At 63.0% G+C, this 21138-nt stretch carries 21 protein-coding genes and 2 tRNA genes; 3 read left to right on the forward strand and 20 right to left on the reverse strand.

Translation table 11 applies throughout. The features are described from left to right. From KVP70_RS01715 to KVP70_RS01745, 7 genes are all read right to left on the reverse strand, one after another. Nucleotides 1-582 carry a pilus assembly PilX family protein gene (locus KVP70_RS01715; RefSeq protein WP_229224518.1) on the reverse strand — a complete coding sequence of 194 codons (582 nt, stop codon included), beginning with the start codon at nucleotides 580-582 and terminating at the stop codon, nucleotides 1-3. Next, nucleotides 579-1769 (reverse strand): PilW family protein, encoded by a 1191-nt coding sequence (locus KVP70_RS01720; RefSeq protein ID WP_217940280.1) that lies wholly within the window; start codon nucleotides 1767-1769, stop codon nucleotides 579-581. Before KVP70_RS01720 ends, KVP70_RS01715 begins: the two co-directional genes overlap by 4 nt. A gap of 1 nt (nucleotide 1770) precedes the next feature. Further along, nucleotides 1771-2211, reverse strand: a complete 441-nt coding sequence (locus KVP70_RS01725) for a type IV pilus modification PilV family protein (protein ID WP_217940281.1) — start codon at nucleotides 2209-2211, stop codon at nucleotides 1771-1773. Then, complete coding sequence (locus KVP70_RS01730) at nucleotides 2208-2849, reverse strand: prepilin-type N-terminal cleavage/methylation domain-containing protein (protein WP_217940282.1); 642 nt, start codon at nucleotides 2847-2849, stop codon at nucleotides 2208-2210. The genes KVP70_RS01725 and KVP70_RS01730 overlap by 4 nt, the downstream gene beginning before the upstream one ends. Then, entirely contained in the window at nucleotides 2837-3259 is a 423-nt protein-coding gene (locus KVP70_RS01735; RefSeq protein WP_217940283.1) for a type IV pilin protein, read from the reverse strand. The genes KVP70_RS01730 and KVP70_RS01735 overlap by 13 nt, the downstream gene beginning before the upstream one ends. Nucleotides 3260-3367: 108 nt before the next feature. Continuing rightward, a complete protein-coding gene (locus KVP70_RS01740; RefSeq protein WP_217940284.1) occupies nucleotides 3368-4744 on the reverse strand; it encodes a sensor histidine kinase in 1377 nt (458 codons plus the stop codon). After that, a complete protein-coding gene (locus KVP70_RS01745; protein WP_217940285.1) occupies nucleotides 4744-5424 on the reverse strand; it encodes a response regulator transcription factor in 681 nt (226 codons plus the stop codon). Before KVP70_RS01745 ends, KVP70_RS01740 begins: the two co-directional genes overlap by 1 nt. 217 nt (nucleotides 5425-5641) lie before the next feature. Here KVP70_RS01745 and KVP70_RS01750 point away from each other — a divergent pair, with 217 nt between their 5' ends. Next, nucleotides 5642-6448: a Crp/Fnr family transcriptional regulator gene (locus tag KVP70_RS01750; protein ID WP_217940286.1), complete on the forward strand. Its 807-nt coding sequence runs from the start codon at nucleotides 5642-5644 to the stop codon at nucleotides 6446-6448. Here KVP70_RS01750 and KVP70_RS01755 read toward each other — a convergent pair. From KVP70_RS01755 to KVP70_RS01810, 12 genes are all read right to left on the reverse strand, one after another. Continuing rightward, nucleotides 6345-7913 carry a CHASE3 domain-containing protein gene (locus KVP70_RS01755; RefSeq protein ID WP_217940287.1) on the reverse strand — a complete coding sequence of 523 codons (1569 nt, stop codon included), beginning with the start codon at nucleotides 7911-7913 and terminating at the stop codon, nucleotides 6345-6347. The genes KVP70_RS01750 and KVP70_RS01755 overlap by 104 nt on opposite strands. A gap of 123 nt (nucleotides 7914-8036) precedes the next feature. Further along, nucleotides 8037-8669 carry a response regulator gene (locus KVP70_RS01760; protein ID WP_026334469.1) on the reverse strand — a complete coding sequence of 211 codons (633 nt, stop codon included), beginning with the start codon at nucleotides 8667-8669 and terminating at the stop codon, nucleotides 8037-8039. 142 nt (nucleotides 8670-8811) lie between these two features. Further along, nucleotides 8812-9228 (reverse strand): MerR family transcriptional regulator, encoded by a 417-nt coding sequence (locus tag KVP70_RS01765; protein ID WP_217940288.1) that lies wholly within the window; start codon nucleotides 9226-9228, stop codon nucleotides 8812-8814. 16 nt (nucleotides 9229-9244) lie between these two features. Then, nucleotides 9245-9592 carry an integration host factor subunit alpha gene (locus KVP70_RS01770; protein ID WP_008449399.1) on the reverse strand — a complete coding sequence of 116 codons (348 nt, stop codon included), beginning with the start codon at nucleotides 9590-9592 and terminating at the stop codon, nucleotides 9245-9247. A 164-nt stretch (nucleotides 9593-9756) separates the two neighbouring features. Continuing rightward, a complete protein-coding gene (pheT, locus tag KVP70_RS01775) occupies nucleotides 9757-12195 on the reverse strand; it encodes a phenylalanine--tRNA ligase subunit beta (protein WP_217940289.1) in 2439 nt (812 codons plus the stop codon). A gap of 67 nt (nucleotides 12196-12262) precedes the next feature. Then, nucleotides 12263-13282 carry a phenylalanine--tRNA ligase subunit alpha gene (pheS, locus tag KVP70_RS01780; RefSeq protein WP_008449402.1) on the reverse strand — a complete coding sequence of 340 codons (1020 nt, stop codon included), beginning with the start codon at nucleotides 13280-13282 and terminating at the stop codon, nucleotides 12263-12265. Nucleotides 13283-13386: 104 nt separating this feature from the next. Continuing rightward, on the reverse strand, nucleotides 13387-13746 hold the full coding sequence (gene rplT, locus KVP70_RS01785) for a 50S ribosomal protein L20 (protein WP_026334467.1): 360 nt from the start codon (nucleotides 13744-13746) through the stop codon (nucleotides 13387-13389). Nucleotides 13747-13767: 21 nt separating this feature from the next. After that, on the reverse strand, nucleotides 13768-13965 hold the full coding sequence (rpmI, locus tag KVP70_RS01790) for a 50S ribosomal protein L35 (RefSeq protein ID WP_099416965.1): 198 nt from the start codon (nucleotides 13963-13965) through the stop codon (nucleotides 13768-13770). Between the two features lie 209 nt (nucleotides 13966-14174). After that, nucleotides 14175-14714 (reverse strand): translation initiation factor IF-3, encoded by a 540-nt coding sequence (gene infC / locus KVP70_RS01795; protein ID WP_081632419.1) that lies wholly within the window; start codon nucleotides 14712-14714, stop codon nucleotides 14175-14177. A 19-nt stretch (nucleotides 14715-14733) separates the two neighbouring features. Further along, the gene (thrS, locus tag KVP70_RS01800) at nucleotides 14734-16641 is read right to left on the reverse strand and encodes a threonine--tRNA ligase (protein ID WP_217940290.1); all 1908 of its coding nucleotides are present in this window, start codon (nucleotides 16639-16641) and stop codon (nucleotides 14734-14736) included. Between the two features lie 198 nt (nucleotides 16642-16839). Beyond that, nucleotides 16840-16916, reverse strand: a tRNA-Val gene (locus KVP70_RS01805). A gap of 55 nt (nucleotides 16917-16971) precedes the next feature. After that, a tRNA-Val gene (locus KVP70_RS01810) sits at nucleotides 16972-17048 on the reverse strand. A 141-nt stretch (nucleotides 17049-17189) separates the two neighbouring features. On the opposite strand from KVP70_RS01810, the gene KVP70_RS01815 reads away from it, so the two are divergent. Both KVP70_RS01815 and KVP70_RS01820 read left to right on the forward strand, forming a co-directional pair. Beyond that, nucleotides 17190-18137: a cation diffusion facilitator family transporter gene (locus KVP70_RS01815; protein ID WP_217940291.1), complete on the forward strand. Its 948-nt coding sequence runs from the start codon at nucleotides 17190-17192 to the stop codon at nucleotides 18135-18137. Next, entirely contained in the window at nucleotides 18130-18771 is a 642-nt protein-coding gene (locus KVP70_RS01820) for a CatA-like O-acetyltransferase (protein ID WP_217940292.1), read from the forward strand. Before KVP70_RS01815 ends, KVP70_RS01820 begins: the two co-directional genes overlap by 8 nt. A 104-nt stretch (nucleotides 18772-18875) precedes the next feature. On the opposite strand, the gene KVP70_RS01825 is transcribed toward KVP70_RS01820, so the two are convergent. Beyond that, nucleotides 18876-21134, reverse strand: a complete 2259-nt coding sequence (locus tag KVP70_RS01825; RefSeq protein ID WP_217940293.1) for a RelA/SpoT family protein — start codon at nucleotides 21132-21134, stop codon at nucleotides 18876-18878. Nucleotides 21135-21138: the final 4 nt, after the last annotated feature.

The following is a 21138-nucleotide window of genomic DNA, read 5'->3' on the forward strand; positions in this document are numbered from 1 at the left end:
TCACGGCCCTTTCATGACGACCGCTTGCGTGATCACATTGCCGCCGCGGGCGCCGACGATGCGCGCCGTCACCACGTAATGCAGCTGCGGCTGGTCCTGGTAGTTCGGGCTGTCGGCGCGGCCGCTCTTGCCGTAGGGCTGGGGGGCGTTGGAATTCGGCCGCGCCGAGGTCGTCAGGCAATGGTTGCCGGCCGCGTTGAAGGCGCCGGCGAAGTCGCACAGCCGGTGGATCACATACTCGACCCGGTTGCCGGAGGCGTCCACCGGCAAGATGACCGAGCCCGTCCAGAAAGCCGGGGTGCTGGCGGTCCAGGTCGGCGTCAGGGTGGCGACGTAGCCGTTGGCCGGCTGGTTCACTTCCAGCAGCGAGGCGTTGGTCATCGAGCGCAGGTAGGCGAAGGCCGTGTGGACCCCGAGGTCGGCCGCCTTGCTGAGCGAGGCGTCGTAGGCCAGGTTGGAGGTGGTCAAGGTGGTCGAGGTGCTGGACTTGAGCAGGTAGATGCTGCTCACCAGCATCACCGTCAGCATGATCAGCATGATGGGCAGCGCGATGCCGCGTTGTCGGGTGGGCAGGCGCATCATGGCCTCCATTGGGCGTTGCGAATCTGTACGATGGTCTCGAACACGCGGTAGCGGTAGCACTGCCACGGTACGCTGTCGCCGGGCACCGCCACGTTGACCTGCACCGGCGCCGCCGCCACGCCCGCCGGGGCGACGCCGGCAAACACGGTGGGGCGCACGGTGGTGGTGCTGCACCGCCCTGCCGAGTCCGGCCTCTCGGTGTTCTTGCTGCGCGCCACCACGGCGATCCGCACCGCGGCCACCCGCTGGAAATCGCCGGGGCTGCCGATGACGGTGTCGTGGTCGGCGTCGATCATGGTGCTGCTCCAGGTGGTGATCTGCATGCCGTCGGCGCCGGGGTTGGGGTCGTAGGGCTTGGGGCCGGGCAGGCGCGCGTCAAAGCCGTACTGGGCCTTGATGCTGACCACGTTGTCGGTCACCGAGACGCCGGCCAGCTCGGCCCCGGCCAGTTCGGTGGCGCGCAGCAGCAACACGCCGTTGGCCACGCTCCAGGTGTGGAAATGCAGCAGCGTGGGCGAGCCGAGGTTGTAGACGTAGGCCAGGTTCTGCTTGTAGGCCGTGGGCAGGCCGGCCAGCGGATTGAAACGGTAGCGGCCGCCGGTGCCGACCAGGATGCCGGGGGCGGCGGGCGGAACAGTAAAGCCCGACACCTGGAACAAGGTGCAGCGGCCGCTGCCGGGCGTCATCGGCGCCGCCACCACCACGTCGCCGTCGCTGAAGGCGTAGGGGCCCCTGCTGTCGATGCCGACGGTGTTGCCGACGGTGTAGTCGGCGGTCAGCTTGACCGATCCGGCGCCGGCCTGCGAGGTGCCGCTGTTGAAGGAGATCACGTCCGGATCGGCGCCGTTGGACTGGATCACCGCCGCCGCCAGCGGCGTGAAGTTGGCGCCGCCGCGCTGCGCGGTCGGCAGCACGTAGCCCCTGGTGTCGGCGAACACGGTGTCGCAGCCGGCCACCATCGGATCGTTCAGGCCCCAGCCCGCTTCGGTGGCGTCGCTGCTGAGCGAGAACAGCGCCAGCATGCCGTTCTGCATGCTGTCCGAACCGCCGACGGCGGCGTCCTTGTTCTTCTCGCCGCTGATGATCAGGCGGGTGGCGAACAGCAGCGCCAGCAGGCCGATCACCACGCTGACCATCAGTTCCACCAGCGAAAAGCCGCGGCTGCGGCGTGAGGTAGGGAGGTTCATATCAGAGCGCAATATAGGAAGTGACCAGATGCTGGTTGAGGGCGTCGCCGGTCTTGCGTTTCCACTTGATGGAAATATCCACCTGGACCCGCAGCTGCTGCGGCGCCACCGCCACGCTGATCAGGGCGCCGGGGATCGCCGCCTTGGTCTCGTCCACCCAGGCTTGGGTGGCGGCGGTGGCCGCGCCGCCCTCGATGGCGCCGTAGTTCAGCAGGTTGTTGCTGTCGGCGTTCATCGTGCCCAGCAGCTTCTCCCCGGCCAGCGTGGCTTCGGCCCGCAGGCTGGCGTCCGACAGCGCCGAGTAGGCGCGCGCCTGCAGGCCGATGGTGCCGAGCAGGCCGATGCCGAGGATGACGATGGCCAGCATCGCCTCCAGCAGCGCGATGCCGCCCTGGCGGCGCGCAGGCCGGCGCAGCGTGGAGGTGTGGGAGGTGGTTTTCATGGAGGACAAGCCCTGGTGTCGGTGACGGCAAGCCGCGGATCGCACTTGCTGGCCATGCCGGCCAGCGTGATCACCAGCGCCACCACCGGCACCTCGCTGGCGTAGCGGGTGGCCGGGTCGAGGCGCAGGCTGTTCAGGCGCTGGCCGAAGCGGGTGTCGACCCAGCCGATCGGCGTGTAGTAGACCTGCGAACTGCCTGGCGGCTGGGTGCTTGGCAGCAGCACTTCGGAGTTGGGCAGCGCATCGGCCGCGCGGAACACCGACTTGTAGCCGGCCGCGCCTTCCGGATCGTTGGCGGCCGCCGCGGTGACGCTCGACCAGCCGGCTTCGGCCGCGCCGCACTGGGTGGCCGGCGAGACGAAGCAGATGTCGACCTGCCAGTCCATCTGGCCGCTGTTGACGTTGGGGGTCAGCGAAATCCGGCTAAAGCTGTTGTGCATCACGGCCTGGCGGCGCGCCAGGCTGAAGCCGTCGGCATAGAATTCGCTGGCGCTGCGGGCCCGGTTGCTGAGCAACCAGTTGCTGGCGTTGGGAAGGCCGATCGCCAGCATGAAGGCGAAGATGGTCAACCCCAGCAGCAGCTCCAGCAGCGTGAGGCCACGCTGGCGGCGCCGGGCCGGCGGCGTTAGTTGGAACATGTGCCACCTTTATGGTCCACCCAGCACGAGGCGCTCACGCCCCAGCCGCTGGGGCTGCCGGTGGTGGCGTGGGTGCCGTTCTGGTCGATGGTGTAGACGAAGCCGGCCATCTTGCCGATGCCGGTCGCCGTCAGCGTGTAGCTGGAGGCGTTGGCCACGTACGTGTAGCGAAAATTGGCGGTGGCGGCCGGGAAGGTGGTGGTGCCGTCGAAGCCGTCATACTTGCGGTAGTTGGACCAGTACTGCTCGGCCGCCGGCTGGGCGCCGCCGAGCGCGGTGAAGGCCTCGCTGAGGCGGCCGCGGGTCACGTAATCGCTGTAGGCCGGCAGCGCCACCGCCATCAGGATGCCGACGATGGCGACGGAGATCATAATCTCGATCAAGGTAAAGCCTTTTTGGACACGCTTCATGGCCTGCTCCCGCTGGGTTTTCTCATGACTGGAGTGTAGCGGGCCAAGCTTGCATTTCCCTGAGGAAATGCTGACAAATTCCTGACAGCGACGAAAAGGCGGAAAAAACTAGCGAAAGTGCACGGAAAACAGCGCGCCCCGGCCGCCGGCCGCCTCGGTCACGGTCAGCGTGGCGCCGTGGACGGTGGCGATGTCGCGCACGATGGCCAGGCCCAGTCCGCTGCCGGTGGTCTGGTCGTCCAGCCGCACGTAGCGGCTGAACACCTGCTCGCGCTTGTGCGGCGGGATGCCGGGGCCGTTGTCCTCGACGCTCAGCCAGCCGCCCTCGCCGTCCGGCCGGCAGGCCACCGTCACCGTGCCGCGCGGCGGCGTGTAGCGGATGGCGTTGTCGATCAGATTGTCGATCAGGTCGCGCAGCAAAAAGCGGTCGCCGACGATGGTGACCGGCTGCAGGTCGAAGCCGAGATCGATCGCCTTGAGCGTGGCCTGGTCGACGAAGGACTGGATCGCCACCTCCACCAGCGCGTCCAGCGCCACCGGTTCCAGCCGGGTCTTTTCAAAATGGCCGGGCTCGGCGCGGGCCAGGGCCAGCAGCTGGTTGGTCTTGCGTATCATGCGCTCGGTGGCCGACAGCATCAGCTTGAGCGATTGCGCGGTTTCCGGCTCGGCGTGGCGCGCGCCCAGCCATTCGAGCTGGGTCTTCAGGCCGGCCAGCGGCGTGCGCAGCTGGTGCGCGACATTGGCCAGGAACTCCTGGCGCGCGCGGGCGCCCTGGCTGACCTTGTCCAGCAGTCCGTTGAAGGCCGACACCACCGGCTCCAGTTCGTAGGGGACCTGCGCCGCCGCGATCGGTTCGAGGTCGTCGCCGTCGCGCGCGTTCAGGCCGGCGCGCAGGCGGTTCAGCGGCAGCAGGCCGTTGCCGACCGAGAACCAGATCAGGCCGACGCAGCTCAGCGCCAGCAGCGATTCCAGCAGCACCAGCGCGCGCACCACGGCCTGGCGGACCTGGGTGCGCTTGCGCAGCGTCTTGGCGACGCCGATGGTGGCCTGCAGCGGCGCGCCCGTGGCGGCCGGCAAGCTCAGCCGCAGCGCCACGCCGCGCACGGCTTCGTCGCGCACGGCGCTGTCGAAGGCCGCGGTGGGCTTGTTGGCCGAAGTCGCGCCATCGGGTGCGGCCGGCAGCGGCGGAAAGTCCGCGTCGCCGGCGATGGTGTGGCCGGCCTGGTCGCGCACCACGAAGTAGACGGCGTCGGTGTCGTCGCTGCGCAGCACCTGCTCGGCCTGGCGCGGCAGGTCGATGCGCAATTGGCCGCCGTCCGCGCCCAGGCGCGCGCCCAGCGCGGCGGCGGCGCCGGACAGGCCCTGGTCGAACGCCAGCTGGGCCGGCAGCCAGGCCAGCATGTAGGTCAGCGCGCCGCCGGCCAGGTTGATCAGCAGGATAGGACCGATCAGCCACTTCAACAGCCGCAGGCGGATGCTATTCATTATGCATGCGGCGCCGGCGTCTGCTCCAGCATGTAGCCGAAGCCGCGGATGGTGCGGATCGAGACGCCGGCGTCGGCGATCTTCAGCCGCAGGCGCGAGATGTAAACTTCCACCGCGTTCAGGGTCAGGTCGTCGCCCCAGGGCAGGATGGCGTCGATGATCTGCTGCTTGGACACCACGCGCGCGCCGTGCTGCAACAGGTATTCCAGCACCGCCCATTCGCGCACCGACAGCTCGATGGTCTTGTCGCGCACGCGGGCGCGCTTGGCCGACATGTCCAGCACCAGGTCGCCCAGCGCCAGCACGGTGGGCTTGGGCGTGTTGCGGCGCGCCAGCGCGCGCAGCCGCGCGACCAGCTCGGCGGTGGCGAAGGGCTTGACCAGGTAGTCGTCGGCGCCCAGCTCCAGGCCGCGCACCCGGTCCTCGATGGCGTCGCGCGCCGTCAGCAGCAACACCGGCACCTGGCTGCCGCGCGCGCGCAGGCGCCGCACCACCTCGAAACCGTCGATGCCGGGCAGGCCGATATCGAGCACCACCACCTCGGTGTGCTCGGCGCGCTGCAGCAGCGCGTCGGCCTGGGTGCCGTTGCCGACCACCTCGACCGCCATGCCGTGCCCGCTCAGGACGCGGCTCAGGCCATCAGCCAGGACGGCGTCATCTTCCACCACAAGTACATGCATGTTCTGTGCGCCGTTCAAAGTCGATTTGTGCATTATGCACGCGCCCTCCACAGAAAAATAGAGCTCGTGTAGGACCAGACCTACAAAGTGCCATGTTGCAAGCCTACATTTGTGCGTCCCCTCCTCTTATGTTCGCAATCTAACAAAGCCCCTAAAGTTATGGCAACACTGAAGCAAGCCTTCGGTGCTCTTGTATAGCCAGATTGTGAGGAACAAAATGAACAACACCCAACTTAACGCAACCGACAAAACCACAGCGCCACGCATGGCGCTGAAGTCGAAAGAATTCAAGCTTGCGTCACGGCCTGTTGTCAGCTACAGCGGCACCCTGCAGAACGAATTGCTGGCCGCCCTCCCACGCGACGTGCTGGAATCGCTGTTTGAACACCTGGAATTGGTGACCCTGCCCTTCGGCAAAGAATTGTTTGAATTCGGCGGCGCGATGGACTACGTGCACTTCCCGACCACGGCCATCGTCTCGCTGCTGTATGTGATGGAAGACGGCGCCACCACCGAGATCGCCGTGGTGGGCCACGAAGGCGTGGTCGGCGTGTCGCTGTTCGAGGGCGAGCGCGCCATGTGCAGCGCCGTGGTGCAGGCGGCCGGCTACGGCTACCGCATGAAGGCCCAGCATCTGCGCGACGCCTTCAACCAGGGCGGCGCCCTGCCCGCGCTGCTGATGCGCTACAACACCGCGCTGTTCGCACAGATGGCGCAGAACGCCGTCGGCGGCCGCCACAGCTCGATCGAACAAAAGCTGTGCCGCTGGCTGCTGGACCGCCTGGACCGCTCGCCATCGAACGAACTGAAGGTCACGCAGGAAATGATTTCCATCATGCTGGGCGTGCGCCGCGAAAGCATCACCGCCGCCGCCGGCAAATTGCAGGACGACGGCCTGATCACCTACCGCCGCGGCAACATCACTGTGCTTGATCGCTCAGGCTTGGAGGCGTATGCGGGTGAGTGCTACAAGGTGGCGAAGACGGAATACGACCGTCTGCTGGTGGATGTAGCACGCTGTTAAGCACTTCGCTGATGGCCGGCGGCAGCGTCGCCATCGGCGTCGCCGGGCCGTCATCGGCGCGGCGCTCTTCGTTCGTTGCGCGATTGCGCAAGGGAATCGACACCTCAATACAAGTCCCCGCATCGTTGCGGCCGCGGCGTATCGTCAGCGCGCCGCCCAGCAGCAAGGCGCGTTCGCGCATCCCCAGCAAACCATGCGACATCGGCTTGACGATGGTGTTGGACGCGATGCCGATGCCGTCATCGATGATGCGCAAGGTCAGGCCACCCGGGCTCAGGCTCATGGTGACGGTGACGCGGCTGGCCTTGGCGTACTTGCGGATATTGGTCAGCGATTCCTGCACGATGCGGAACAGGGCGATCGACAGGTCGCCCGACTGGCTGGCCGCACCTTCGATATCGGCATCCACGTCGCAATCGCAGCGCACCTTGGCCAGGCGGCTGAATTCATTGCAATAGCTTTCGATGGCGGCGCACAGGCCCAGGTTGTCGAGCAGGCTGGGGCGCAGGTTCTCGACGATGCGGCGCTTCATTTCCACCGTTTCCACCAGCGTGGCGCGGGCGCGCTTGAGCTGGGCCGCCAGTTCGGGGTCGGTCTTCTGCAATTGCTGGGTGACGGCGGCGATATCCATGGCGATCGAGGTCAGGTTGGCGCCCAGCTCATCATGCAGTTCGCGCGACAGCCTCACCTTCTCTTCCTCGCTGATGCTGATCAGGTGGCGCGACAACACCGATAACTGCTCGGTACGCTGCTCGACCTGCGATTCCAGGTTTTCATTGGCGCTTTGCAGCGCGTGCTCGACCTGGGCGCGGTTGGCGAAACTGCGCCGCACCAACTGGTAGAACATGATCAGCACCACGATGGCCAGCGCGTTGATGCCCATGCCCAGCAGTACCGCCTTCTGGTATTCCTGGTAGAACGTGGCGCTGCGCGTGACCAGGGTTTCGTTCTGCTCCTGCTCCATGATCACCACTTGCAGGCGGATCTCGTCCATGCTGGCGCGGCCGTCGCTGAGCTTGGCGATCTTGACGATCTCCTCCAGCCCGCCCTCGCGGTAGACGTCGATGGCCTGGCTCATGATGGACAGGCGGCGGCGCACCAGCGTGTGCAGTTGCGCCAGATTCTTCAGCTGCGACGGGCTGTCGGCCAGCAGCTTGTCGAGCTCTTTGAATTCGATTTCGGTTTCAGCCAGCGCGGTCCTGGTGGGACCAAGATAGGCGTCGCGCCCGGACAGGAAATAGCCGCGCATGCTGCTTTCGGCATCGAGCACCAGCACGTTCAGGTATTGCAGACGGTCCGCCACGCGGGCGGTCTGGCCCAACTGGACCTGGGCGCCGCGCAAGGCTTGCAAATTGTGGAACAGGCTGAATCCGTTGACGATCAGCAGCAGCGCACAGGTCACGCACAAGACGGTCTTGTACAGCGGCAGGCGGTGATGCGGCGCTGTTTCGACAGTGAAATACATCCTGATGAGTTTCCTTCACAAGGTTTAATCCGGGGCGGACATACGCCACACTAGCCGAATTATAGACCGATGAGGAAAGGGATGCGTTTGGAGCGCGCCGCAATGGTGCGCGCCCCGGCGGGGTCAATCCAACAGGTTGTTCTTCATGGCGTAGTAGGTCAGGTCGGAATTCGACTGCATGCCCATTTTTTCCATGATGCGGGTGCGGTAGGTGCTGACGGTCTTGATACTCAGCGACAGCGCCACGCCGATGTCCGACACGGTGGCGCCGCGCGCCAGGCGCAGGAAGACCTGGAACTCGCGGTCCGACAATTCGGTATGCAACGCGGTGTTCGGATCGCGGTCGAAGCTTTGCGCCAGCAGTTCGCCGACGGTCGAGCTGACATAGCGGCGGCCCTGGAACACGGTGCGCACGGCGGTGATCAGCTCGTCCGCCTCGCACTCCTTGTTCAGGTAGCCGTTGGCGCCCATTTTGAACAGGTTCAGCGCATACTGCTGGGCCGGATAGCCGGACAGGATCAGCACCGGCAGGTCCGGCTGGCCCTGGCGGATGGTGCGCAAGGTGTCGATGCCGCTCTGGTCGGGCATGGCGATGTCCAGCAACAGCACGTCGCAAATCTCGCGCCGCGCGATATCCAGCGCTTCGCGGCCGGTGCCGGCTTCGGCCACCACGTCGAAATCTTCCGACGACGAAAAAATCTGTTTGAAACCCGCTCTAACTATCTGATGGTCGTCACAAATGGCAACGCGTATCATTGTTTCCCCTCGTATTGTCCGGCTGTCGCGCCATAGGCCCCACCGGACTTCACGCCACCGTCTATCAGCGTAGCTGATGTGAATAATGTTGAAATTATAGCAGCAATCAAGCCGCTAGCCGCACTACGCGGCAGCAGTAAAGCTAGGATTGCTTGAGCAATGTCAATATTGCCAGCAATTCGCCGCGTATCATTTTTCGGTCCAGCGGAACAGGAACGTCCGCCGCCAGCACGCCGTTGACAGCCAAGCCGCCATCATACTCCGCCGCCGCGCCATCAACCGCACGACTGTCGAGCTTATTGCGGGCGCCGCTGATGGTGAAACCCTGCTCGTACAGCAGTTCCCGTATGCGGCGTATCAACAGCACTTCGTGGTGCTGGTAGTAGCGGCGGTTGCCGCGCCGCTTGACCGGCTTGAGCTGCGTGAACTCCTGCTCCCAGTAGCGCAGCACGTGCGGCTTGACGCCGCACAGCTCGCTCACTTCACCGATCGTGAAATAGCGCTTGGCCGGGATCGGCGGCAGCACAACCAGTTCGGATTTGGCGAGGCGGTCATTCATCACGGCTCAGTCTCACTCAGGCGGCGCGCGCCATCGGATTAGTCTCTTCGACCATGCCCTTGAGTTTTTGGCTGGCATGGAAAGTCACCACGCGGCGCGCCGTGATCGGGATTTCTTCGCCGGTCTTCGGGTTGCGGCCCGGACGCTGCGGCTTGTCGCGCAGCTGGAAATTGCCGAAACCGGACAACTTGACGGCCTCGCCGCGCTCGAGCGCGTTGCGGATCTCGTCAAAGAAGGTTTCCACCATATCCTTGGCCTCGCGCTTGTTCAGGCCGACCTGTTCGAACAACAGCTCGGCCAGCTCCGCCTTGGTCAGCGTAGGCAAATCTTTTTCTGCATCCTGGCGTACCTTGGCCACCTGCATGGCCCGATGCAAATCGGCAGCCAATGCGGATTGGAGTACGGCGGAATCTACGTCGTTATTATTAATTTTCCTGCCCTGCCTTATCTAAGAACGAATGAGTCCGGCAAAGGCCGGACTCCCAAATGGTCAACGGTGATGATTTTACAACAATCTTGGCTGCCAGCTCAGGTGCGCAGACGGGCGCCGTGTTGTTGCTGGGCGGCGTCGCCGACGGCGGCCATTACCGCTTCCACCACATCGTCTTGCAGCGTATTTTGAGTATCTTGCAAGCTAAAGCGGAAAGCAAGCGATTTTTCGTCCGCCTCCAGTCCTTTGCCACGATATTCATCAAACAAAACAATGGCTTGCACGATCTTGCCCTGCGGACTCATTTGCACGGCAGCATTAAATGCGTCCAGCAAATCCTGCGCCGGAACGTCTTGCTTGACGACCACAGCCAGATCGCGCGTGGCGCCTGGGAACTTGGAGATTTCCGCGTATTCTGGCACGGATCGTTGCCGCAAAGCAACGGCGTCCACCTCGAACACCACCGGTGCGTGCGGCAGCTCGTACTTTTGCAGCCAGCGCGGGTGCAGCTCGCCGATGAAACCGATGACCTTGCCGTCCAGCAGCACGTGCGCCGAGCGGCCCGGATGCAGCGCCGGGTGCTCCGCCTTGACGAAGCGCAGCGACAGCGGCGCGAACAGGTGCTCCAGGTCGGCCTTCAGGTCGAAGAAGTCGATCTGACGGTTGTCCTGGCCCCACTGCTCGTCGGCCACGTTGCCGTAGGCCATGGCGGCCACGCGTTTCGGCTGGTGGTAGCCGGCCACGGTCAGCGGTCCATCTGGCACGCTGTCGTCGCGCAGGTAGATGGCGCCGATCTCGAACAGGCGCACGCGGCTGGTCTTGCGGTTCAGGTTGTAGCGCACATTGGCCACCAGGCTGCCGATCAGCGTCGAGCGCATCACATTCATCTGGCTGGCGATCGGGTTTTGCAGCTTGATCGGGTAGTCGTTGCCGCCGAAGTCCTGCTCCCAGGCCGCGTCCACAAAGCTCATGTTGACCACTTCCTGGAAGCCCAGGTCGGCCAGCTGGTGGCGCACCGCGAACAGCGAACGGGTGTTTTCCGGCGCGATGATCATGGTGTTGGCGGCCACCGGCGCCACGGTCGGGATGTTCTCGAATCCGTAGACGCGCGCGACTTCCTCGATCAAGTCTTCCTCGATCTCGATGTCGAAGCGGTACGACGGCGAGGTCACCGAGAACACTCCCCCGTTCGGGCCGTCGGCTAACGTAAAGGGCAGCGCCAGGCGGGTGAAGATGTCGGCGATGGTTTTATCGTCCAGCGCGACGCCGATCACTTTCTGTGCGCGGGCGGTGCGCATCTGCACCGGTGCGCGCTTCGGCACGTTGACGATCTGGTCGTCAACCGGGCCGATCTGCGTGGTCGTCGTGCCGCAGATTTCGATCAGCAGCGAGGTGATGCGCTCGATGTGCTCGACCGTGGTCGCGTAGTCGACGCCGCGCTCGAAGCGGTGCGCCGCGTCGGTCGAGAAGTTGTACTTGCGGGCCCGGCCCTGGATGGCGCTCGGCCACCAGAACGCCGCTTCCAGGTAGATAGCTTCGGTCTCGAGCGAGACGGCGGTGGAATCGCCGCCCATGATGCCGGCCAGCGATTCGATTTCCTTGTCGTCCGAGATCACGCCCACCCATTCATCGACGTTGACGGTGTTGCCGTTCAGGAGCTTGAGCGTTTCGCCGGCTTTGCCCCAGCGCACGTTCAGGCCGCCGTGGATCTTGGCCAGGTCGAACACGTGCGACGGACGGCCCAGCTCCAGCATCACGTAGTTGGAGATATCCACCAGCGCCGACACCGAGCGCTGGCCGCTGCGCTCGAGGCGCTGCTTCATCCAGTCGGGCGTGGCGGCCTTGGCGTTCAGGTTGCGGATCACGCGGCCGGAGAAGCGACCGCACAGGTCCGGCGCCGAGATCTTCACCGGCAGCACTTCGGCGCTGTTGACGGTGGCCGGACGGAACGACGGCAGGTGCAGCGCGACGCCGGTCAGCGCCGACACTTCGCGCGCCACGCCCAGCACCGACAGGCAGTCCGCCTTGTTCGGGGTCAGCTTGATGGTGAACTTGAGGTCGTTGAGCGCGTAGTAGTCGCGGAAGTTCTGGCCGACCGGCGCGTCGTCCGGCAGCTCCATCAGGCCGCCGCCCTCTTCCGACAATTTCAGTTCCTTGGCCGAGCACAGCATGCCTTGCGACTCGACGCCGCGCAGCTGGCCGACCTTGATTTCAAACGGCTTGCCGTCGGCGCCGGGCGGCAGGATCGCGCCGGCCATCGCGCACACGACCTTCAGGCCCGGGCGCACGTTGGGCGCGCCGCAGACGATGTTGAGCAAGGTGCCGGTGCCGACATCGACCTGGCAGACGTTGAGGCGGTCCGCGTTCGGATGCTTGGCCATGTCGCGCACGTGGCCGACGACCACGTTGGAGAACGGCGGCGCCACGGCTTCGACTTCTTCCACTTCCAGGCCGGACATCGTCAGCAGATGGGCCAGTTCGTCCGAAGTCATCTTCGGATCGACCATGGTACGGAGCCAGTTTTCGGAGAATTGCATAATCAAGCCTTCAAAGATAGTCCGACGGGAGCGCGCACCGGGGTGGCGCTCGACCGTTTCGTTATTGTTAGTTGAACTGCTTCAGGAAGCGCAGGTCGCCTTCGTAGAACAGGCGCAGGTCGCTGACGCCGTAGCGCAGCATCGTCAGGCGTTCCAGGCCGGAGCCGAAGGCGAAGCCGATGTACTTTTCCGGGTCGAGGCCGAAGTTGCGCACCACCGATGGGTGCACCTGGCCCGAGCCGGAAATCTCCAGCCAGCGGCCCTTCAACGGACCGGAACCGAAGGCGATATCGATCTCGGCCGACGGTTCGGTGAACGGGAAGTACGACGGACGGAAGCGCACCTGCAGGTCGTCGGTCTCGAAGAAGGCCTTGACGAAGTTCAGGTACACGCCCTTGAGGTCGGCGAAGCTGATGTTCTCGGCGATCCACAGGCCTTCGACCTGGTGGAACATCGGCGAATGGGTGGCGTCGCTGTCGACGCGGTAGGTGCGGCCCGGCGCGATCACCTTGATCGGCGGCGTGTGGCTGCGGGCGTAGCGCACCTGCATCGGGCTGGTGTGCGTGCGCAGCAGCAGCGGCTTGCCTTCGCTGTCGTTGCCTTCGATGTAGAAGGTGTCCTGCATCGAACGGGCCGGATGGTTTTCCGGGCTGTTGAGCGCCGTGAAGTTGGTCCAGTCGTTTTCGATCTCGGGGCCGTCGGCCACGTCGAAACCGATCGAGCGGAAGATCTCTTCGACCCGCTCCCAGGTCCGCATCACCGGGTGGATGCCGCCGCCGGCGCGACCGCGGCCAGGCAGCGAGACATCGATGGCCTCGGCGTTCAAACGGGTTTGCATCTGGGCGTCGGCCAGCGCATCGCGCCGGGCCGTCAGCGCCGCTTCAATCTGCCCTTTGGCAGCATTGATCAGGGCGCCCTGCGCCTTGCGCGCTTCAGGGTCGAGCTTGCCCAGACCCTTCATCAATTCGGTGATCTGGCCGGTCTTGCCCAGATATTTGGCTTTGGCATTTTCCAGTGCGGCGGCGTCATCTTTGACCGCGTCGAAATCCTGCACTGCTGAGGCGACGAGTTGTTCCAGGGAGTCCATGCGTTTTTCTTATCCTCAATCAAAAACGGGGCACAGGTTTCAACCTTTGCCCCGTTCTCAGTCGCGGACCCGTTGCCGGGATCGCGCGTCCAAATCAATGCGTATTAAGCAGCGATTTTTGCTTTCACAGCGTTGACAATCGCAGCGAACGCTGGCTTGTCCATCACTGCCATATCGGCCAGGACTTTACGGTCCAGTTCGATCGAAGCTTTCTTCAGACCATTCATGAAGACGCTGTACGTCACGCCATGCTCACGGGAAGCGGCGTTGATACGAGCGATCCACAGACGGCGGAAGACGCGCTTCTTGTTACGACGGTCGCGGTAAGCGTATTGGCCAGCGCGCATAACTGCTTGCTTGGCAACACGGTATACCTTGCTGCGACGACCGCGGTAACCCTTGGCCATGTTTAATACTTTTTTATGACGGGCACGAGCTGTAACCCCACGTTTTACTCTAGGCATAGTAACTCCTTAGTTGTGAGATTAAGCGGTTGGCATCATGCGCATGACGGATTTCACGTCAGCCGCATCAACGTTCGTGATACCGCGCAATTGGCGCTTCGATTTGGTGGTCTTCTTGGTCAGAATGTGGCGCTTGAAAGCGTGACCACTCTTAACAGTACCACCTGGACGCACGCGAAAACGTTTCTTCGCGGAGCTTTTGGTTTTCATTTTTGGCATAGCAATCTACCCTCGGGTAGCTCCATATCAAACAGGATTGCAGGTGGCGACACTACGTCACACTTAGATGCCTGCTTTCACTTGTTTTTGCAGCAGATGCGAGTCCACTACATTACAACAGCCGGTAATTATAGACCAGTTGCCGCAATTCTGCAGCACAAATTACAAGAGGCGCCTCAGCGCCCCTTGTATTTGCAATTAAAGCAAGCTTACTTCTTTTTCTTAGGCGAAAGGACCATGATCATCTGGCGGCCTTCCATCTTGGGGAACTGCTCGACCTGGCCGTATGGCTCCAGATCGGCTTTCAGGCGCTCCAGCATACGGAAGCCAATATCCTGGTGCGCCATTTCACGACCGCGGAAACGCAGCGTGATCTTGGTTTTGTCGCCTTCATCAAGGAACTTGATGAGGTTGCGCAGCTTGATATTGTAGTCGCCGTCATCAGTACCGGGACGGAATTTGACTTCCTTCACGGCGATGATTTTCTGCTTCAATTTCGCTTCGTGAGCCTTCTTCTGCTCCGAATACTTGAATTTGCCGTAGTCCATCAAACGGCACACTGGTGGAACCGCGGTAGGCGCGATCTCAACCAGGTCGACGTTTGCCTCTTCCGCCAGGCGGAAGGCTTCGGCCAAAGTCACGATACCGAGAGCCTCGTTATCGACCCCACTTAAACGCATTTCAGGGGCAGTGATTTCGCCATTGATGCGATGCGACTTGTCAGTAGCTATGGTGATTCCTTTTAAAATCTAATGAAGAACTGTGCGATCAGGCTTTGTTGGCGACGTCTTGCTGAAGTCGCTCGATCAGGGCATCGATGGACATGACGCCCAAATCGACATTGCCCCGTGCCCGCACAGCAACGGTATTGGCATCCCGCTCTTTATCGCCAACTACAAGGATGTAGGGCAGTTTTTGGACGGAATGTTCACGTATTTTATAGGTTATTTTCTCGTTGCGCAAATCGGTCTGCACGCGGAACCCGCTCCGGCGCAGCTTTTCAGCCACTTGCACCACATATTCGGCCTGCGCGTCGGAGATGTTCAGCACCGACACTTGCACCGGCGCCAGCCAGGCCGGCAAGGCGCCCGCGTAGTTCTCGATCAGGATGCCGATAAAGCGCTCCATCGAACCGACGATCGCGCGGTGCAGCATGACCGGCACCTGACGGCTGTTGTCGGCCGCCACGTATTCGGCGCCCAGGCGCTCCGGCATGAAGAAGTCGACCTGCATGGTGCCGACCTGCCATGGGCGGCCCAGCGAATCCTTCAGGTGGTATTCGATCTTTGGACCGTAGAACGCGCCCTCGCCCGGCAATTCGGTCCAGCTCACGCCGCAGGCGCGCAGGCCCGAACGCAGCGCGTCCTCGGCCTCGTCCCACACTTCGTCGGTGCCGATGCGGTTGTCCGGACGCAGCGCCAGCTTGACTTCGATGTTGTTGAAGTCGAAGTCCTTGTAGACTTCCATCGCTTGCGTGTGGAAAGCCACCACTTCCGGTTCGATCTGCTCTTCGGTGCAGAAGATGTGGCCGTCGTCCTGGGTGAAGCCGCGCACGCGCATGATGCCGTGCAGCGCGCCCGAAGGCTCGTTGCGGTGGCACTGGCCGAACTCGCCGTAGCGCAGCGGCAGGTCACGGTACGAGCGCATATTGCTGTTGAAGATCTGCACGTGACCCGGGCAGTTCATTGGCTTCAGCGCGTAGGAGCGGTTTTCCGATTCCGTGACGAACATGTTTTCGCGGTAGTTGTCCCAGTGGCCGGTCTTGCCCCACAGGCTGGAGTCCAGGATCTGCGGCGCCTTCACTTCCTGGTAGCCGTTGACCTGGTACTTATTGCGCATGTATTGCTCAACCTGCTGCCAGATGGTCCAGCCCTTCGGATGCCAGAACACCAGGCCCGGCGCCTCGTCCTGGAAGTGGAAGAAGTCCAGCTGCTTGCCCAGCTTGCGGTGGTCGCGCTTTTCCGCCTCTTCCAGCTGGAACAGGTACTGCTCCTGGTCTTCCTTCTTGACCCAGGCGGTGCCGTAGACTCGCTGCAGCATTTCGTTCTTGCTGTCACCACGCCAGTAGGCGCCGGCCAGCTTCATCAGCTTGAACACTTTCAGCTTGCCGGTCGACGGCACGTGCGGGCCGCGGCACAGGTCGGTGAAGCTGCCTTCGGTGTACAACGAAACATCCTGGTCGACGGGAATCGACGAGATGATCTCGGCCTTGTAGGCTTCGCCGATGGACTTGAAGTAGGCGACGGCCTCGTCGCGCGGCAGCACCTTGCGGGTGACCGGCTCATCCTTCTTGGCCAGCTCGGCCATTTTCTTTTCGATGGCGACCAGGTCGTCAGGCGTGAACGGACGCTTGTACGAGAAGTCGTAGTAGAAACCGTTTTCGATGACCGGACCGATGGTCACTTGCGCATCGGGGAACAGCTCCTTGACGGCGTAGGCCAGCAAGTGGGCGGTGGAGTGACGGATCACGTCCAGGCCTTCAGGGTCTTTGTCGGTGATGATGGCCAGGTCGGCATCTTTCTCGATCAGGAAAGAGGTATCCACCACTTTGCCATCGACCTTGCCGGCCAGCGCGGCCTTGCCCAGGCTAGTTGCGATGCTGGACGCCACTTGTGCAACGGTGACTGGGCCGTCGAATTCACGGGCAGAACCATCAGGAAGGCGAACTGAAAGCATAACGATCTCCATTTCGGCGCGGGCGCCAGGTAGTGGTACAAAAGAATGATAATAAAAACGCGGACGAAAAAAAACGCGGGCTAGCCGCGTTTTCTCTTTTTTTGAGCAAAAGAATCCCGATCGACTAGCGTCACTCCCAAAGCTTGGTAGTAGTTCGCGGTGTCATAACCGGATTGCCTTTCTCGCTCTTACATGTTCTGGTGGGCGGTGCAGAATTCGAATCTGCGACCCCTTGGATGTCGACCAAGTATTCTAACCAGCTGAACTAACCGCCCGTGGTACTACATTTTACTGCTATTTACTGCGCTTTTACTACCGTGCTACGTAATCTGGTGGGCGGTGCAGAATTCGAATCTGCGACCCCTTGGATGTCGACCAAGTATTCTAACCAGCTGAACTAACCGCCCGAAGACCAGCATTATAGAGAGCGATTTGAAGAAAAACAAGGGCATAATTCGGAAACATTTACAAAATGCACTATGAGGCTGCAATACGCGAGTCATCGACATCCTTTAAACTACGGCTGTCCCCATCACAACAAGAAGCCCATGCAAGCCGAAACCCGCATCAACACTAGCGCAGACCTGCCCCGCTCCCCTTCCGCCCACCTGCACGAACACCGCGACGGCGACGCCGAACATGCCCACTTTAATGTGCAACGCAGCCAGTCGGTGCTGGCGTGGTCACTGGTATTGACGCTGGGATTCGCCGTGGTCGAAGTCATTACCGGCTTTATGTCCAACTCGCTGGCGCTGATTTCCGACGCCGGCCACATGGTGACGGACGCCGCGGCGCTGGGCCTGGCGTTGTTGGCGCAACTGATCGCCAAGCGGCCGCCGTCGGCGCGCCACTCGTTCGGCTTCGGCCGCGCCGAGGCGTTGGCGGCCTTCGTCAACAGCCTGGTGCTGTTGCTGCTGGTGGGCTGGATCGTCTTCGAGGCGGTGCAGCGCTTTTCCAAACCGGAGCAGGTGCAAGGCGGCACCGTGTTCATCGTCGCCGCCATCGGCCTGCTGATCAACGTGGCGCTGGCCTACATGCTGTCGCGCGGCGACAGCAATATGAATACGCGCGCCGCGCTGGTCAATGTAATCGGCGACCTGCTGGGATCGGTGGCCGCGCTGATCGCCGGCGCCGTCATCTACTACACCGGCTGGATGCAGATCGATCCGCTGCTGTCGATCTTTGTCGCGCTGCTGATTTTAAAGTCCACCATCGACGTGCTGCGCGAGTCCTATCACTTCCTGATGGGCGGCGTGCCGGAGCAGATCGACTATTTGAACGTCGGCGCCGACCTGGGCCAGATAGACGGCGTCTGCTCCGTGCACGACCTGCATGTGTGGGACATGTCGCCCGGCCATCCTGCCCTGATCGGCCACGTGGAGATCACCGACCTGGCGCACTGGCCCACGATCCTTCAAGCCATCAAGGCCATGCTGCTGGAAAAGCATGGTATCGACCACATCACTTTACAAGCAGAAGTCACCCACGATGCATAATTTTGAAAAACGCCGCGACCGCTACAACGCCTTTGCCTCATTTGAAAACCCGCTAGTCAACCTGAGCTTCGAGATGGAGGTGCCGGACTTCCGCCCCTTCTGCAAGGCCAACGAGCTGCCGCCGTTCCACGTCTTCCTGTACTGCATACTGAATTCGCTGAAGGAAATCGACAACTTCATGTACCGCATCCACGAAGGCGAGGTCATCAAGATCGACGACTTCATGGCCTCGTACACGGTGCTCAACCAGGACAAGAACCTGAACTTCGCGCGCTTCACGCGCTCGTCGGATCTGCGCGAATTCGTCGCACGCAGCGTGGCGGCGAAGCAGTTCGCCGAGGCCAGCGATGTGCTGGTCAACACCACCGAGGCCCTGAGCCCAATGGACAAGAAACGCAACGTCCACATCACCTGCATGCCTTGGCTGAAGCTGGTGGCGATGGAGCATCCGATCTACCATCACAAGAACCACGACATTCCATCGCTGGCCTGGGGCCGCTTCAGTGATCCGCGCGACGACGGCAAGCTGACGGTGAACATGTCGGTGCTGGCCCACCACGGCTTCGTCGACGGCTACCACGTGCACCTGCTGGCGCAGGCCATCGCCGCCCGCGTGGCAAAAATTATCGCTTAAGCACCGGGGTCAAGTCTGACATTCGGACACGGTCTCTTCCGTAATAAGCGCTACGGAAGAAGTCGTGTCCGAATGTCAGACTTGACCCCCTTGGGTTTAGGGACCTAGGCGCGGCGGGCTTCCTGCACGCCGCTCACTTCGGCGATGGCGTTCAGCGCTTTTTGCAGCTGCGCGGTGGCGCCGATTTCTGCCGTGAAGGTCATGCGCGCAAAGCCTTTGGCGCTTTGCGTGTTGACGCCGATGACGTTGATCTTTTCGCGCGAGAAGATCTCGGAAATGTCGCGCAGCAGGCCCTGGCGGTCACCCGCCAGGATGAAGATGTCGACCGGGTAGACCGTGTCCGACACCGCCCGCCCCCACTCGGTGACAATCACCCGCTCCGGCGCCTTGGTGCGCATCTCGGCGAAGTTCTTGCACGTGGTGCGGTGGATCGACACACCCTTGCCGCGCGTGACGAAGCCGACGATGCCGTCCGGCGGCGCCGGCTTGCAGCACTTGGCCAGCTGCGTCATCAAGCCATCGGTGCCCACCACCAGCACGCCCGACTTGGCGCCCTGATCCACGCTGGATGCCTTGCTCTTGCCCAGCACCACCGCGTCTTCCGGCTCGGCCGGCTCGCCGGTGTCGTGCAGCGCTTGCTCGACGTGACGCAGGCTGAACTCATCCTTGCCCACCGACAGGAACAGGTCGTCCACCTTGGCGAAGCCCAGCTTGTTGGCCAGCGCTTCCAGGTTGACCGCCGTCTTGCCTTCGCGCTGCAGGGATTTCTCCACCATCGCGCGGCCATGCGACAGCGTCTCCTGCATGTCGATGGCGTGGAACCAGGCGCGGATCTTGGAGCGCGTGCGCGTGGCGACCGTGTACTCGTCGCTGAGCCAGTCGCGCGACGGACCGGCCGTGCCCGGCGCGCCCTTGGCGGTGATGATCTCGCAGGTCTGGCCGTTCTTCAGCGGCGTATTGAGCGGCACCATGACGCCGTCCACGCGTGCGCCGCGGCAGCGATGGCCGACGTCGCTGTGCAGGTGGTACGCGAAGTCGACCGGCGTGGCGCCGACCGGCAATTCCAGCACGCGCGCCTGCGGTGTCAGCACGAAGATGCGGTCGTCCAGGGTGGCCGACTTGAGCTTCTCCACCCACTCGCGCTGCTGCTCTTCCTGCCCGACCACGGCGTCGGCGACGTCGGTTTTCCACGCCAGCAGCTGGCGCAGCCAGGCGATCTTTTCATCGTACTTCTGGCCGGCGAAGTTGGAGCCGCCCTCTTCCTTGTAGCGCCAGTGCGCCGCCACGCCGTACTCGGCGAAGCTGTGCATCTCCTGCGTGCGGATCTGCACTTCCAGCGGCCGGCCGTCCTCCGCCGTCACCACCGTGTGTAGCGACTGGTAGCCGTTCGATTTCGGCCGCGAGATGTAGTCGTCGAATTCCTTCGGGATCGGGGTCCAGATGTTGTGCACCACGCCCAGCACCGTGTAGCAGGTCTTGACGTCGGCCACGATCACGCGGAAGGCGCGCACATCGTACAGGTCGGTGAAGTCCAGCTCCTTGCCCTTCATCTTGCTCCAGATGGAGTAGATGTGCTTGGGCCGGCCGAACACTTCGGCCTGGATGCCGGCGCCCGCCATTTCCGACTGCAGCCGCTCGATCGCCGAAGTCACGAAGCCTTCGCGCATCATGCGCTTTTCTTCCAGCATCTTGGCGATGCGCTTGTACGCCTCGGGCTCGATGAAGCGGAACGACAAGTCCTCCAACTCCCACTTCAGCTGCCAGATCCCCAGCCGGTTGGCCAGCGGCGCGTACAGGTCCAGCGTTTCGCGGCCGTAGGCGCGGGTCATGTCGTTGAACAGCTTGATGTCGGCGAAGTAGCGCAAGGTCGTCACGCAGGACGCCAGGCGCACCAGCACCACGCGCATGTCCGAGGCCATCGCCAGCAGCATCTTGCGCAGCGTTTCCACCTGCGCCACCGCCATCTGCGCGGCGTTGCGGCCGCGTGCGACGGCGCCCTGCTGGCCCTGACCCTGGGTCTGCGTCAGTTCGCGCAGCCGTATCAGCTGGCGCACGCCGGCCACCAGGTCGCTGACCTCCTGGCCGAAACGCGGTTCGATGATGGGCGCCTGCGCGGTGTCGAGCAAGGTCAGCTCGAACATCAGGCCGGCGATGCGGGTCTCGACGTCGGTGCGCATGAAGGCCAGCGTGCCGGCCACGCCGACCGCGAAGTCGATCGCCGGCTGGCCACTGGCGCACAGTTTGTCGCCGTAGGCGTCGCCGGCGAAATCCAGCGCCGACAGCATGCGGGCGCTGTCGTCGGGCGACAGGCCCTGGACCAGCTGCTCCGACGTTGCGCTCGTGAGCGCGGTGATAGAAACCATGATG

This window comes from Duganella violaceipulchra (assembly GCF_019166075.1).
Taxonomy (GTDB): Bacteria; Pseudomonadota; Gammaproteobacteria; order Burkholderiales; family Burkholderiaceae_D; genus Rugamonas; species Rugamonas violaceipulchra.